Below are 15,083 nucleotides of genomic sequence, written 5' to 3'. Positions count from 1 at the left end.
ATATTCAAAATATTGTATGTAATTATGAATAAAATTCTGACATTAAAATTATGTTAAGAATATTATACGGAGTTAATTTGATTTTTATACTTATTTAATAGCTCTTAAATAGCTAATATGTTCATTTTTAATTCTGTATATGCAGATGCCGGTGCCGTCAATTATTCAGCACCGGTAATGTGATATACGAACTGTTATGTACATCATGAAAAATACGTTGTGTAGCCTTCTGAAAATCCTGAGGTTCGGCCTCATAGATATTCATAAATTTCTGTGGGTTTCTATCCGCTAAAGGGAACCATGAATTTTGGATCTGTATCATAATTCGGTGTCCTTTTTTGAATGTATGGCCAACATCCGGCAATGTATAATTGACTTTTGTGATTTGTTCCGGAACGAAAGCTTCCGGTTTGGAGAAGTCGTTGCGGTATTTACCTCTCAGTATCTCTCCTCTGACCAGCATCTGATAACCTGCCATCATCGTATTTTTATTATTGGAACTATCCTCCGGATAGACGTCAATCAGTTTTACCACATAATCGGCATCTGTTCCGGTAGTGGATACAACCAGATTGGCGATTACCGGTCCGGTCAACGTGATATCTTCAGAAAGAGCATCCGTCTGATAGGTCATGACATCCGGTCGGGTAGAGGCAAATCGCTGATCATCCACCATATATTCCCGTGAACGGCTATCCCATACACCCGCCTGAAAGGGAACCGGATTATTCGGATCACTTACATATTCGTCCCAGCTATCTGTGCGTTGTACTTTATCAAAGGATAATTTACCATTCGGATGTAGATAGAGATTCCTTTGCTGCGTTTCTTTAGGAGGCCATGAATTAAATTTTTTCCATTCATTACTGCCAGAAAGGAAGATGTTGGCTTCAGCTGCATTGAAATTTCCCTGACCCTTTAAATAGTATTCAAAAAATGGCAGTTCCAGTTCTTCCTGATAATGGATGCTGGTCTTTTGATCAAATTGAATATCCCCAAAGGAGCTGCCATCACCTCTGACCCAGCCGCCGTGAAACCAGGGACCCATAACAAGTATATTGTTATTCTTCTTGTTTTGCTGTTCTATAGATTGGTATGTTTTGAATGCTCCGTAAGCATCCTCTGCATCAAAAAAACCGCCTACAACCATGACAGCAGGCTGCACATTAGTAAGGTGAGGGGTAATCAGTCTGCTCTTCCAGAACTGATCATAATCCGGATGTGCAAACAGATCATTCCAGAATTTGATGCTATCCGCAAAGTACGTATTTTTCAGATTCTTGACAGTTCCTGCGTTCAGATAAAACCGGTATTGATCTTTGATTGGAAATTCAAATCCTTTGGGCCCTTTATCCGGAGTAATCGGATGTGGGCGAGGTACGCCAAAAGTAGACATAAAGCGGAAGGCATCCATCAGGAATAAAGCGCCGCCGTGATGAAAGTCATCTCCGATATACCAATCTGTCACAGGCGCCTGAGGCGAAACAGCTTTCAGTGCAGGATGTGCATTCACAAGTGAAGCTGTAGAGTAGAATCCAGGATAGGAAATACCATATACTCCTGCCTTCCCATTATTATTTTTAATGTTTTTGACCAGCCAGTCAATAGTGTCGTATGTATCCGTACTCTCGTCGATGTCTTTCTTGGACGAATATTTACTTTGCTGAGGTCTGACATCTTCAAAAGTTCCTTCACTCATCCATTTACCTCTGACATCCTGATAGACGAATATATATCCCTTGCGCATCATAGCTGGAAAATTGCCAAGTGTTTTTTTATACTGATCTGCTCCGTATGGAGAAACGGTATACGGTGTTCTGTTTATCAGGAAGGGATATTTGTTATTTGTATCTTTAGGAATATAGATGGCCGTAAATAATTTTACCCCGTCCCGCATCGGTATAAGCTGCTCAATCTTGGTATAATGCTCACGTACATAAGCCGAGTCTGTCAATATATCCTGAGCGATTACATGAATATAAAGGGCAATAAAAGAAAATAAAAAAGTCGCTTTTAATTTCATAAGGAATAGATTATGAGATTAAAAGTAGGAAGAATCGTAAAAATATCAAAAATCAATCGGTATTTATGTCTGTTTCCCGGACAAGATTAAGTTTACGACGAAGCTTGTTAATAAAGTAAGAAGTCACTAAAGTGACCATTAAACCAATAAAACAGCCCATTCCTACGGATAAAAAGCGTTCAAAGGCGCTGAAGTAACTATGTTGTTGCTGTTCATGTACAAGTACGATGATCAGTGCTACCATAGAGGTTCTGGCCACATTAAGAATATTGAAGAGCCTGCAGACAATAATAGAGAGAAGAATACCTGTCAGCATCATGAAAACCTGATGTACAGGAATGAAATAACAAAATAAACCGATAACGGATCCGATAAAATTAGATTTAAACCGTTCAATAGCCAGCTTTTTGGCATCCTTCTCCTCAGGAGAAATAACCAGTACAACAGAAATCAACATCCAGTAAAGTTCTTTTTCAGGGAATTTCCAGTAGATATAGTATCCTATTCCAAATCCTATCAAACAGCGGAGAGCATATATGATAAGATCTGAACCTAAGCTGTAACGTAGTAGTTTTTCTTTCATATTCTATTCAAAGGTATCAGTGCGTATCCTACGGCACAAATATAAAATGTATTTAAAGGAGGAATATGAATAATTTTATGTTTATTATGCAAGTTTTTGCGTTTTTTAGTTTTAGTTAGGAAAAATTACGCATAAATTAGCATTATCTTTAAGTCTTACACTTTAGAACTTTTGTTAGTAGCTTTGTGAGCTACCTTTTTTAATTTATTAAACGTGGAAAGTATACAATCACTAGACCATTTGAGTGATCTTCTTAACGGAGACCTTTATTATAATGATACTGCACAGCACCGGACTATTCGTATAGCTTATGCTACAGATGCATCTGTTTATCAGGAGTTGCCGCTGGCTGTAGCGATTCCGAAGAATGTGCATGATCTGCACTTGCTTATGAGTTATGCTACTGCCATGGCCATCACACTGATTCCGAGAACTGCAGGTACTTCTTTGGCAGGACAAGTGGTGGGTAAAGGAATTGTCGTTGATATGTCTAAGCACTTTACACGCATCCTCGAATTGAATACCGAAGAGAAATGGGTGAGGGTGGAGCCGGGCGTGATCCGGGATGACCTGAATGCATACCTGAAACCATTCGGATTAATGTTCGGACCGGAAACTTCCACGGCCAGCAGAGCGATGGTAGGGGGAATGATAGGAAACAATTCAAGCGGACTTCATTCTATAGTATGGGGAGATACACGACAAAACCTGTTGTCTGCAAGGGTGATTCTGGATGATCAGTCTGAAGTGACATTCGAATCGCTGAATGAAGGGAACTATTTCAAAAAGTTGATTCAAAAAGATCGGGAAGGGGAAATATACAGACGGATAAATGATATTCTTACAGATGAAAAGAACCTGCAGGCCATTGATAAAGGATATCCTAAAAGATCATTGACCAGGCGTAATACAGGTTATGCGCTTGATATGCTTTCGGATAAAAGCCAACCCTTTAATATGTGTAAGCTGCTGGCCGGCTCTGAAGGTACACTGGCAGTCGTTACAGAAGCAAAGTTGAATCTTATGCCACTGCCGCCCCCTGAATTGGGTTTGTTATGTGTACATTTTGAAGATATGGTGGAATGTATGCATGGTAACGTAGTCGCACTTTCACACCACCCTGAAGCATCCGAGCTGGTAGATAAGTATATTATGGATTTTACAGTCGGCCATCCGACCTATCAGCACAATCGCTTCTTTATCGAAGGAGATCCGCAGGCTTTATTAATTGTAGAGTTCAGGGGAGATACAGCCGAAGAAGTAGCACAAAAAGCTTTGTCGCTTAAAGAAGAACTGATTTCAAAAGGATTGGGATATGCTTATCCATATGTGACAGGACCACAGACAGATCTGGTTTGGGATGTTCGCAAAGCCGGACTGGGACTGATCCGTAACCTGCCTGGAGATAGTCAGCCTGTCAATCTGATCGAAGATTGTGCGGTATCACCGGAAGATTTGCCTGCATATGTGACGGATATTCAGAAGTTATTAGAGGAAGAAGCGGTGCACGCTTCCTACTATGCACATGCTGGAGCAGGAGAATTACACATAGAACCATTTGTCAATCTGAAGACTGCAGAAGGAAAGAGAACATTCAGAAGGATACTGGAACGCACCAGTGATCTGATACTTAAATATAACGGTTCGCTAAGTGGGGAACATGGTGACGGACGGCTGAGAGGAGAATTCATAGGTAAAGTTTTAGGTGAGGAAGTTTATGCTTTATTAGAGCAGATCAAGCAGATATTTGACCCGAGAGGTATTTTCAATGCAAATAAAATTGTCAATACACCGCCTATGGATACGCATCTTCGCTATGATAATAATGATAACCGTACCGAGATCAAGACATACTTTGATTTTAGTAAAGATGAAAGCATACTGAGACTGGCTGAGAAATGTTCGGGTTCCGGAGATTGTCGTAAAACAGAGATTACCGGAGGTACCATGTGTCCTTCTTTTATGGCGACACGAAGAGAAAAGGATACCACACGTGCACGTGCAAATGTACTGCGGCAATTTCTTACGAATTCTACGCAAACCAACCGGTTTGACCACGAAGAGCTTAAGGAAGTAATGGATCTTTGTCTGAGCTGCAAAGGATGTAAGACAGAGTGCCCTTCCAGCGTAGATGTTGCAAAAATGAAAGCAGAGTTTCTGCAGCATTATTATGACGCAAACGGTTCATCTTTCCGTACAAAGCTGATCGCGAATTTTACCAAATCCCAGCAACTGGGAGTGGCGGTGGCACCATTGTATAATCTGGTAGTCAAAAGTGATTTACTCTCAGGGATAGTAAAGCGGGTTGTCGGTTTTGCACCTCAACGATCACTTCCTACAGTAGGAGGTACGACATTGAGTTCCTGGGTGAAAAAGCAATCTTACAACAGTAGTTCTAAAAGAAAAGTATATCTTTTCAGTGACGAGTTTACAGAGTACAATGATGTGGAAATAGGGAAAACAGCCTATAAACTGCTGGTTGCATTAGGTTATGAAGTAATCGTTCCCAAGCATGTAGAGAGCGGCCGTACCTATTTGTCTAAAGGATTTGTAAAAGATGCAAAAGTACTGGCAAACCGGAATGTCTCCCTGCTCAAAGATATTATCTCTGAAGCTACACCTTTGCTAGGTGTAGAACCATCCGGTATAATCACCTTTAGAGATGAGTATCCTTCCCTGGTAGATGCTGAATTAAGAACTGCAGCTCATGAATTGGGAAAAAATGCCCTTATGATTGATGAATTTCTGGTTCGGGAGATTGAAGCCGGACGTGTTCATAAAGAACAGTTTACAGCGGCTTCCAAAAAGATAAAATTGCATGGACATTGTTATCAGAAAGCATTCAAGCTTGTAAAAGCTACTGAAACCTTGCTTTCTTTCCCGCAAAACTATGAGGTAGAAGTGATCCCATCCGGATGCTGTGGAATGGCTGGTTCATTTGGTTACGAAAAGGAGCATTACGAAGTTTCTATGCAGGTCGGGGAGTTAGTATTGCTGCCGGAAGTGCGTAAAACAGATGCATCTACTCTCATTGCAGCAGCAGGTACTTCATGCAGGCATCAGATCAAAGATGGTACAGCAAGAAAATCTTATCATCCCGTAGAGATCTTATACGATGCATTAATCAAATAATTTTTTGTTCATATGACAAATGAAAAACAAAATGAATATCTTGGTGTTTTACAGTAAAAAGTAATTAATTGTTAAATCAATATTAATCAATATGAACGTTATAAAAAGTTTATTTGGCATTAGTGTTCTGGCATTAGCTGTTGCATGTGGTGACTCCGCTAATAAATCCAAAGATGGTACTAAGTCAGGAGAGGTTGCTCTTCATCAGCTGGCGGATTCAACAGATGCAAAGAAACATTTCTATTTTACAATTAAGGAAGACGGTACATCGGATTCATCTGTTTTTTATGTAGCTAAAGGCTTGTATAATACGGATACGGTAGGACTTCGTCTGGAAGTTTTATCTGATATTCAACCAGGAATCAATGCAGATGGTACACCTAATGAGGATAATGGATTCCGAAAAGGTGCTATCAAGATTTTTTCATTGGGAGCCCAATCAGATGCTTTTGTGAAAAGTGCAGCTCATTTGTTCAAAATACCGGAAAGCAAACCTATGTTGAGTTCTCCGATATTACCTACTGTATTTTCATCTAATAAAGGCAAAGTCGATCTGACTAAAAACGGAACATATAGCTTCAAATTATTCTTTGATATTCCGAATGACAAACAAGCTGAAGTGTTTGCAGTAATAGATACTTACAAAAATTCATTTGAGATTACAGAAAAGGATTCTACATTTCGTACACAATTCTTAAAAGCCTTTACTGGTGAATAAAGGTTTTGGAATGATATAAATCAGGGAAGGGATGCCATAAGGTATCCCTTCTTTTTATAGTTGATTTTTAAATTCTTATATTGGATATATGCATTTTCGTTTCCTGATCCTGATTCTTGTGTTTTTTAAGTGTGGTCTGACAGAGGGGCAACAGTCACCTGTACAGATCAATCGAAGCACTCTTGGAAAACTTACAGATTCCAGAATGCAGGAAGCATCAGGTTTGGTTGCCTCAGCTGTTAACAGACAGCATTTCTGGACACACAATGATAGCGGAGACGAAGGACGTATATTCTTAATCGATAATAAAGCTCAACTTCGTGCAATTTACACATTAGAAGGTGTAGATGCTGTAGATTGTGAAGATATCGCATGGCTGAAAATTGGCGGAGAACCTTATCTGTTGCTGGCAGATATTGGTGATAACTTAGCGCACAGATCTTCTGTCTCTTTATATCTGTTTAAAGAACCTAAGGCTGATACTTCCAGTCTTGTACATGTTATTCCTAAAGAAGAGATCCGTCACCTTCAATTGCATTATCCCGATAAGGCCAGAGATGCTGAAGCCATTATTGTGCTTCCGGAAAACAATCAGATTACGATCTTTTCAAAGCGCGATTTCCGGACGGGTATTTATGTTTCCGATATGTTGGGAGATTCCTTGAAAAATAAAGACCAACTGCGAAAAGTTGGCGAGCTGCCTTTTAATTTTATTACTGCAGCAGACATTTCCCGTGACGGACGTCAATTGATTATGAAAAATCTGATGAATGTCTATTACTGGAGGCTGGATTCTGCTACGGGAGTCGTGGAGAACCTGAGTAAACCATTTGTAAAACTTCCATACAGTCCCGAACCTCAGGGTGAAGCTATTGCATTTGACGTGGAAGGCACTTGTTTTTATACGCTTAGTGAACAACCTTTTGGTTTAAGTTCTTATCTTTATCAATATAAATTCTACAACTATGACCAAAATCCTTAAACACATTTTGTGGACGACTTTACTTCTTATTTTTTGTCAGTTGACATATGCCGCTCAGGTAGATACATTAGACATTCAGAGTGCACGTATGAATAAGAAAATTAAAACGGTCGTAATCCTTCCTGATAATTATCAAAAAAGTACATCCCTTCCCGTATTGTATCTGTTGCACGGCTGGTCAGGTAGTTATAGTAACTGGGTAAACAAAGTTCCCCATATCAAACAACTGGTCGATCGTTACAATTATATTGTAGTGTGTCCGGACGGAGGATATGACAGCTGGTATTGGGATACCGAAGGTCAGCCAAACTATCAATATGAAACATTTGTATCCGGTGAACTGGTCAGTGAGATAGACCGTAAGTATCCGACCTGTAAAGACCGTTCCGGCAGAGGTATTACAGGATTAAGTATGGGTGGACATGGTGCTCTTTCTCTGGCATTTAAGCATCAGGATGTTTATGGTGCTGCAGGAAGTACTTCAGGTGGAGTAGATATTCTACCATTTGCAAATAACTGGAGTATAAGAGAGCGTATAGGTATTCAGGCACAAAATCCGGAAGAATGGAGAAAAAGATCAGTTATTGAAATGACGCATCTGCTTACTCCGGGAAGCCTGAAATTGTTTATCGACTGCGGTTACGGAGATTTTTTCTACCCTGTAAATGTCAGGTTGCATGAAAAGTTACAATACCTTAATATCGAACATCATTTCCTTACATTACCCGGAAAACACGATTGGAAGTACTGGTCGCAGTCTATTGATTACCAGATGGCCTTCTTTAATCAGTTCTTCCATCAGGAAATTTAATTATTTTGTCTGATCTGAATAAATAATTTGCTGATTTAAATAATAGTATGCATATTTGTGACAGAGAAACCATACTAATTACATTATAAACTTATTCAAAGCCAGACCTTACTCCGTTAAGGTCTGGTTTTTTTATTATAACCTCTTTTTTAAATGGTGGTGAAATTGGCTTTGTAGAAGCGTTACTATAATCTTTTCTTTCTAAAGGAGAGGGAATAGCTTTACCGATGATAAGTATTCTTGATCGCGTCTGCCAGTGTCCTCACCGGCAGTATGATAATTCTGGTTTTATCATTTGGTGGGGACGCCAAATGACGCTGATTTGAAGGTTGTTATAATCTTTTCTCTCCTTTTCAAGGAGAGATGCCCGAAGGGCAGAGAGGTTCCCCTTATAAAAGAGAGGCAATAGCTTTACCGATGATAAGTATTCTTGATCGCGTCTGCCGGTGTCCTCACCGGCAATATGATAATTCTGGTTTTATCATTTGGCAGGGACGCCAGATGACCCTGATTTGAAGGTTGTTACAACTTTTCTCTCCTTTTTAAGGAGAGATGCCTGAAAGGCAGAGAGGTTACATGTGATTCTAAGTAGGATCAAAATAATATTTAATTTGCGAAAATATTGGAAGTAAGCATCCTTACCTGTAATAGATTACGTTTTCTTTCTCCAAAATGCTGATTGAGCAGACCTGCTTCCAGTCTTATTTTCGGACTTACAACATAACCAAGAGCTCCGTAGAGCCTGTTTTGATCGAAAGCATCTTTTTTCATGTTGATGAATACTTCATTATAGGCACTGAAATACAACGTTTGGGGTTTCATTTCCGGTGAAGAGAGCGGGACATTGACGCTTAGAAAATAGCGCATCCGCAAATCGGTACGGTTTCGTAAAAAACGTTGTTCAAAACGGTATCGGTGACTAAGCGCTACTCTTCCAAACTTTTGTTTAGTGAGAAATTGCTGATAAATCCGGTGTTCTGAAATCTGTTCCGGAAGCAGTCCGTCTATATCCTGCAGAACATAAGCATATCCAAGTAAAAGATTATTGTTGTTTTCCGAGAGATCGTATCCTACACCTGATCTTAAAAGCAACTGATCGAGATCGCCCATTATATTGTTATTCCGGTACTGAAAGTCATAACTCAATACCCATCGTTTAGCTATCTTTTCATCACCCATAAGGATATACCACGCTCCCAAATCTTCCGAAGACGCGGATTGTGCAGCTGATGGTGTCGCACTAAACATGAGCAGTAAAACTGAAACTGCAGTAAATATCGTTTTCATAGTGTTGTAGCTAAAGAATGGCAATAGTCAACACCAAAAATAAAATAATCCATGAATAACCTATTTACTGCCGAAGAATGATATGGAATTGTTACATCTCTAATATTTTTTTCTGGTGGTCAATGAAGGTATCTGATGCTAATATTAATCAGAAAAATCTACACCGAAGCTTTCGATTTAAGACTTGATTATTAGTTTTTGGTTATGGAATATAAATGAAAATAGATGCTTAGCTGTGTTTAGGTTGTAAATATTAATCTTTGGGTAAATTATAGTGCAAATTACAGATCAACAATAAACTTAACAGAAAATAAACATTGACTGTCAGATTGTTTTATCGGTATTTTATGCTATTTTTACCGGCTGAAAGATTTATGACACTATGTTTCCAAGAATATCAGCCCTTCTCATTTTTTTATTTGTAGTAAAAGTGTGCGTGGCACAAAATACGTATACGATCAGTGGATTTATACGGGATAGCAGTACAGGAGAGACCTTGATTGGTGCCATTGTACAGGGTGAAGACCCAAAATTTATAGCACGAACCAACAATTACGGTTATTATGCGTTGAGCCTTCCTGCAGGACAGCATAAACTGACATTTCGTTATGTCGGATATACTATTACTGAAGAAGTTGTCACTATTAATGATAACATGAAGAGAAATGTCGAATTGATTCCTAATCAGAATGAACTGGAAGAAGTCGTCGTTTCTGCCCGTAAGAAAAACAGTAATGTAGAAAGCCCGCAGATGGGAAGTTTCAAATTTAATACTTCCGAAATCCGTAATATTCCTGTCGTTTTTGGTGAAAAGGATATTTTAAAAACATTTCAGTTGTTGCCGGGTGTTGCATCTGGAGGAGAAGGAAGTGCTAATTTCTACGTACGTGGCGGGGGCGGAGACCAGAATCTTATCCTACTGGACGAGGCGACAGTATATAACTCCTCTCACCTTTTGGGCTTTTTCTCTACATTTAATTCTGATGCTATAAAAGACGTAGAACTTTACAAAGGTGGAATTCCTGCCCAATATGGAGGACGTATTTCTTCTGTAATGGATATTACCATGTTAGACGGGAACAGTAAAGAATTCAGTATGGAAGGAGGGATAGGACTTATCGCTTCCCGGTTGAAAGTAGAAGCTCCGATTGTAAAAGACAAAAGTTCATTTATGATCAGTGGAAGAAGAACGTATGCAGATATGTTCCTGAAACTATCAAACGATGAGGATGCTAAAAAAAGTAAACTTTACTTTTACGATCTGAATGCCAAAGCTAATTATAAACTGAATGATAAAAATACCATTTACGTTTCCGGATATTTTGGAAAAGACGAACTCGGTTATTCGGATAAATTCAGTTTTGACTGGGGAAATGCGACAGCCACCGTTCGCTGGAATAATGTAATTAATGATAAACTATTCAGTAATACATCCTTGATTTACAGTAATTTTAATTATAATGTTAATGTAAGCAGTGACAATAATGATTTTAAAATTGCCTCAAAGATCAATAACTGGAATTTTAAGGAGGATTTCCAATATTTTACCAATCCTAAGAATACATTCAAATTTGGTGTTCATTTGCTTTATCAAAAAATATCTCCCGCGAGTCTGAATGCTACAGGAGGTTCGGAAGTCAACTCTATCTTTATTGAGCCTCGTAAAGGGCTTGATGCATCTGCTTATTTTTCACATGAGTGGAAACCTACCGACAGACTTTCTATGATTTATGGTCTGCGGTTATCAGACTTTTTTGTGTTAGGTCCCGGTACCTTCTACAACTATGATGAAGAAGGAGAACCAATTGGAAGTAATACCTATGGAGATAACAAAGTCATCAAACAGTACCTTAATCTGGAGCCCAGATTATCGATGTCTTATAAGCTGAATGAAAAACAAAGCTTAAAACTATCATTTAACCGTATTACACAAAATCTGCATCAGCTGACGAATACGACATCAAGCCTGCCTACCGATCAATATGTGTTAAGCAGTGCAAATATCAAACCTCAGTATGCTAATCAGGGCGCATTCGGATATTTTCGCAATTTCAAGGATAACGCATATGAGTTTTCCGTGGAAGCATATTATAAGCAAATGGGAAATCAGATTGATTTCAGAAATGGGGCAGATCTGCAGGCGAATAAATACCTGGAAGGAGAGTTGTTATATGGAGAAGGAAGAGCGTATGGACTGGAATGGTATCTGAGGAAAAGAGAAGGCCGCTTCAACGGATGGATCAGCTATACCTTGTCCAAAAGTGAGCGCCAGTTTGACGAAATTAATAACGGATCCTGGTTCAATGCCAGACAAGACCGTACACACGATGTATCCGTCGTAGGTATATATCAATTAAGTAAGAAATGGACATTAGGTGCTACATTTGTATATAACACGGGTAATGCCATTACATTCCCAAGTGGTAAATATGAAGTAGATGGCCGCACAATGTTTTACTACACAGAAAGAAACGGATACCGCATGCCGGCTTATCACAGGCTTGATCTTTCTGCTACCTATTCACGTAAACGCCCGGGTAAAAAGTATTATTCCAGCTGGTCATTCGGTGTTTATAATGCCTACAACCGTAAAAATGCTTACATCATAGACTTCAGAGAGAATGAAGATAATTCGAATATCACAGAAGCGTATCGGATTGCATTATTCGGAGCTATTCCATCTATTACCTGGGACTTTAAATTTTAATATCATGCAAAGAATATATTATATCGTATTGTTGTTTAGTGTTTTGCTGGTTTCCTGTGAAGATAAGATTGATATAAATCTTAATGATGCCAGTCCTAAGATTGTAATTGTCGGGGATCTAAGTAATCTTTCCGATCAGCACCAGATAAGAGTGAGTAAGACAATAGCCTTTAATGAGCCGACAAACAGTATTCCGGTAAATAATGCTACTGTGCAGGTGACAGAAGTGGGAGGGAGAACCTATACTTTTCAGTTAAGCGACGAAAATGGGATCTACATAGTCCGAAATCTGCAACTGAGAGTTGGACGATCTTATAAACTTAGCGTAACAGTGGATGGAGAGGTATATGAAAGTGTATCATCGGTGCCGCCCTATGTAGAGGTTGAAAAATTCGGACTTAAGCAGGAAGAGATTTTCGGAGATACATATAAATATGTGGTCTTTACATTCACTGATCCTGTGGGAGTAGAAAACTATTACCGCTACCTGATCTCGGTGAATAAGAAAAAAATGGAATTCGCAGCCGTATTAAGTGATAAATTCAATGATGGATTATCCGTTTCTCATGATATTGCCAATGAAGACAATGATCTTGTTACAGGTGATGAGGTCGTCATTCGCAGACAATGTATAGACAAAGGTGTGTACAAATACTGGAATGAATTTCAACTCACCAATCCGGGATCAGCATCACCTGCCAATCCTACATCAAATATTACAAATGGTGCACTTGGATACTTTAGTACCAGCAGTGCTAAAGAATATTCAACCATTATTGAATAAACTTATAAAGTATGAAACGTATAGCCTAGTGCAGTAAAATGTTCCAACGTTTTAGGCAGGGTATAAGTAACTCTTGGAATGGCTTTGATATTGTCGTGAAAGACAATGACAGAGCCATTTTTTGTATACTTTAAAACGTTTTTAAGGCAATTTTCAGGTGTCAGTTCCAGATCAAAATCACCGGAAAGAACATCCCACATAACAACCTGATATTGTTGTAACTGCCGAAGCTGACTTCTTTTGGGACGTCCGTACGGAGGTCTGAAAAGATCTGTATCCATCAGTTGCTGACACTTACTGATGTTTTCGAGATATTCTTTGTCCGGTGTATTCCATCCCTTCAGATGATTGTGGGTGTGATTGCCTACGCGATGTCCTTCTGCAAGGATACGATCATAGATTTCAGGATATTTTACAATATTTTCTCCCACGCAAAAGAAGGTGCCTCTGACATCAAAAGCCTTTAAGGTATCCAGAATAAATGGTGTTATCTCCGGGATAGGACCATCGTCAAATGTTAAATACAGTTTTTTCTCTTCTCTGGATTTGTTCCATAAGATATTGTTCGGATAATACCACTTCAGAAAAAATGGTGCTTTAACTAAATACATGTTGTGAAATTCAAATAATTATACCAAATTTATGAAATCATAACATTTTAATAGAAGAATGGCCAAAAAATTGACCAACTACCTACTATTGGGGGCATGCTTATCATTGGCAACATTTTGCCAGGCGCAGAGCAATATTACTGTTCAAGAGGCTATTAAGCTGACTTTGGAGCGTAATCTGCAAATAAAAGAGGCAGAATACAGAAGGCAGCTGACAGAACAGGATGTGTCGCAGGCAAAGGGCAACCTTTACCCGAATCTTAGTGTGAGTGGTAGTCAGAGTAATAATTATGGTTTTGGATTTGACCAGGTCAGCGGTAATGTTGTTCGTGGGCAATGGAATCATAATGCGAATGCTCAGATATCTTCATCTTATGCTGTTTTTCAGGGATTTCAACTTGTAAATCAGGTGAAAGCTAATAAACTTCAATTGCTATCTGATGCAACGGCTGTAGAAAAAGCAAAGAATGATCTTATTCTGTCTGTACTCACCAATTACCTGCAGGCGATTACAAACAATGAACTGTATGAAGCCAGTAAACAACAACTGAAACTTTCCAAAGAGCAGCTACGTACGGATTCTATCCAGTTTGAAGTTGGCAATAAGACACTGGCGGATCTTTCTCAGGCCAAAAATCAGGTAGCTACAGACGAATTAAATATGCTTAACTCGAATAATGCATACGAATTATCTATGCTGGAGCTGAAGCAGCTTATGGAAATGCCTGGTGATACCAGTATCTCACTTGTTAAACCTGATATATCAGCTTTAATATCCGAAGCAACATCTTATGACGCCCGGAATGTATTTTCCCGTGCTCTGGATACACAGCCTGATATTAAACAGGCACAGATTAATACTCAGGTAGCTGAAAAGAATATAGAGATTGCACAAGGCGGATATTATCCTACCGTGTCGATCTCAACAGGATATGGAACAAACTATTCTTCCAATGCTAAAAAAGTCGATCCTAATACTTTGGATCCTATGAATCCGCAATTTATACGGATGCCTTTCGGAGAACAATTGGATCAGAATAAATCATTCTCAGCAGGCTTGTCGCTGAATGTTCCGATCTTTAATAACAGAAGAACAAAGACAGCTGTAGCTAAAGCTAAGATTGGCAGATTACAGGCACAAAATCAGGAAGATCTGGTGAAGCGGAATCTGAATAAAACAATTAATCAGGCTGTATTGGATCTGAAAGCTGCACGTCAGCAATTTGTATCTTCAGAAACTGCTTTTGTAACAGCAAAAGAAGCTTATGAAGTCATTAAAGAACGCTATGATGTGGGAATGGCGAATGCGATGGAACTGTCTACTGCACAAACGAAAATGAATAAGGCTGAATTTGATATGATTCAGGCTAAATATACATCCGTATTCAAGGAAAAAGTAATAGATTACTATATTGGCAATCCAATAAAATTTTAATTGCAAAACT

At 39.0% G+C, this 15,083-nt stretch carries 11 protein-coding genes; 7 read left to right on the top strand and 4 right to left on the bottom strand.

Features of this window, described 5'->3' with window-relative positions:
* Positions 1-157: 157 nt before the first annotated feature.
* Both B4B65_RS13565 and B4B65_RS13560 read right to left on the bottom strand, forming a co-directional pair.
* Positions 158-2,023: a CocE/NonD family hydrolase gene (locus B4B65_RS13565; protein WP_293916118.1), complete on the bottom strand. Its 1,866-nt coding sequence runs from the start codon at positions 2,021-2,023 to the stop codon at positions 158-160.
* A gap of 52 nt (positions 2,024-2,075) precedes the next feature.
* The gene (locus B4B65_RS13560; RefSeq protein WP_201679529.1) at positions 2,076-2,606 is read right to left on the bottom strand and encodes an FUSC family protein; all 531 of its coding nucleotides are present in this window, start codon (positions 2,604-2,606) and stop codon (positions 2,076-2,078) included.
* 213 nt (positions 2,607-2,819) lie between these two features.
* On the opposite strand from B4B65_RS13560, the gene B4B65_RS13555 reads away from it, so the two are divergent.
* The 4 genes from B4B65_RS13555 (at position 2,820) to B4B65_RS13540 (ending at position 8,249) form a co-directional block, all read left to right on the top strand.
* Positions 2,820-5,738: an FAD-binding and (Fe-S)-binding domain-containing protein gene (locus B4B65_RS13555; RefSeq protein WP_293916117.1), complete on the top strand. Its 2,919-nt coding sequence runs from the start codon at positions 2,820-2,822 to the stop codon at positions 5,736-5,738.
* Between the two features lie 91 nt (positions 5,739-5,829).
* Positions 5,830-6,456, top strand: coding sequence for a hypothetical protein (locus B4B65_RS13550; RefSeq protein WP_293916116.1), 627 nt, complete (start codon positions 5,830-5,832; stop codon positions 6,454-6,456).
* 88 nt (positions 6,457-6,544) lie between these two features.
* Positions 6,545-7,438, top strand: coding sequence for a hypothetical protein (locus B4B65_RS13545; protein WP_293916115.1), 894 nt, complete (start codon positions 6,545-6,547; stop codon positions 7,436-7,438).
* Positions 7,422-8,249 (top strand): alpha/beta hydrolase, encoded by an 828-nt coding sequence (locus B4B65_RS13540; protein WP_293916114.1) that lies wholly within the window; start codon positions 7,422-7,424, stop codon positions 8,247-8,249. The genes B4B65_RS13545 and B4B65_RS13540 overlap by 17 nt, the downstream gene beginning before the upstream one ends.
* A gap of 606 nt (positions 8,250-8,855) precedes the next feature.
* Here B4B65_RS13540 and B4B65_RS13535 read toward each other — a convergent pair.
* On the bottom strand, positions 8,856-9,536 hold the full coding sequence (locus B4B65_RS13535) for a DUF2490 domain-containing protein (RefSeq protein WP_293916113.1): 681 nt from the start codon (positions 9,534-9,536) through the stop codon (positions 8,856-8,858).
* A 382-nt stretch (positions 9,537-9,918) separates the two neighbouring features.
* Between B4B65_RS13535 and B4B65_RS13530 the strand changes: the two genes are divergently transcribed.
* Together B4B65_RS13530 and B4B65_RS13525 are read left to right on the top strand one after the other, a co-directional pair.
* Entirely contained in the window at positions 9,919-12,243 is a 2,325-nt protein-coding gene (locus tag B4B65_RS13530) for a TonB-dependent receptor (RefSeq protein ID WP_293916112.1), read from the top strand.
* A gap of 4 nt (positions 12,244-12,247) precedes the next feature.
* A complete protein-coding gene (locus B4B65_RS13525; protein ID WP_201679522.1) occupies positions 12,248-13,027 on the top strand; it encodes a DUF4249 domain-containing protein in 780 nt (259 codons plus the stop codon).
* Between the two features lie 2 nt (positions 13,028-13,029).
* On the opposite strand, the gene B4B65_RS13520 is transcribed toward B4B65_RS13525, so the two are convergent.
* Positions 13,030-13,638 (bottom strand): polysaccharide deacetylase family protein, encoded by a 609-nt coding sequence (locus B4B65_RS13520; RefSeq protein WP_293916111.1) that lies wholly within the window; start codon positions 13,636-13,638, stop codon positions 13,030-13,032.
* A gap of 58 nt (positions 13,639-13,696) precedes the next feature.
* Here B4B65_RS13520 and B4B65_RS13515 point away from each other — a divergent pair, with 58 nt between their 5' ends.
* A complete protein-coding gene (locus B4B65_RS13515; protein WP_293916110.1) occupies positions 13,697-15,073 on the top strand; it encodes a TolC family protein in 1,377 nt (458 codons plus the stop codon).
* Positions 15,074-15,083 lie beyond the last annotated feature (10 nt).

The sequence above is a fragment of the Sphingobacterium sp. UBA5789 genome (assembly GCF_002418355.1).
Taxonomy (GTDB): Bacteria; Bacteroidota; Bacteroidia; order Sphingobacteriales; family Sphingobacteriaceae; genus Sphingobacterium.
This window is presented reverse-complemented; position numbering and strand designations above follow the sequence as displayed.

Excerpts from the sequence above, each read along its gene's own strand:
- B4B65_RS13565 (WP_293916118.1), bottom strand. The coding sequence starts at position 2,023 with ATGAAATTAAAAGCGACTTTTTTATTTTCTTTTATTGCCCTTTATATT.
- B4B65_RS13560 (WP_201679529.1), bottom strand. The coding sequence starts at position 2,606 with ATGAAAGAAAAACTACTACGTTACAGCTTAGGTTCAGATCTTATCATA.
- B4B65_RS13550 (WP_293916116.1), top strand. The coding sequence starts at position 5,830 with ATGAACGTTATAAAAAGTTTATTTGGCATTAGTGTTCTGGCATTAGCT.
- B4B65_RS13545 (WP_293916115.1), top strand. The coding sequence starts at position 6,545 with ATGCATTTTCGTTTCCTGATCCTGATTCTTGTGTTTTTTAAGTGTGGT.
- B4B65_RS13540 (WP_293916114.1), top strand. The coding sequence starts at position 7,422 with ATGACCAAAATCCTTAAACACATTTTGTGGACGACTTTACTTCTTATT.
- B4B65_RS13535 (WP_293916113.1), bottom strand. The coding sequence starts at position 9,536 with ATGAAAACGATATTTACTGCAGTTTCAGTTTTACTGCTCATGTTTAGT.
- B4B65_RS13530 (WP_293916112.1), top strand. The coding sequence starts at position 9,919 with ATGTTTCCAAGAATATCAGCCCTTCTCATTTTTTTATTTGTAGTAAAA.
- B4B65_RS13525 (WP_201679522.1), top strand. The coding sequence starts at position 12,248 with ATGCAAAGAATATATTATATCGTATTGTTGTTTAGTGTTTTGCTGGTT.
- B4B65_RS13520 (WP_293916111.1), bottom strand. The coding sequence starts at position 13,638 with ATGTATTTAGTTAAAGCACCATTTTTTCTGAAGTGGTATTATCCGAAC.
- B4B65_RS13515 (WP_293916110.1), top strand. The coding sequence starts at position 13,697 with ATGGCCAAAAAATTGACCAACTACCTACTATTGGGGGCATGCTTATCA.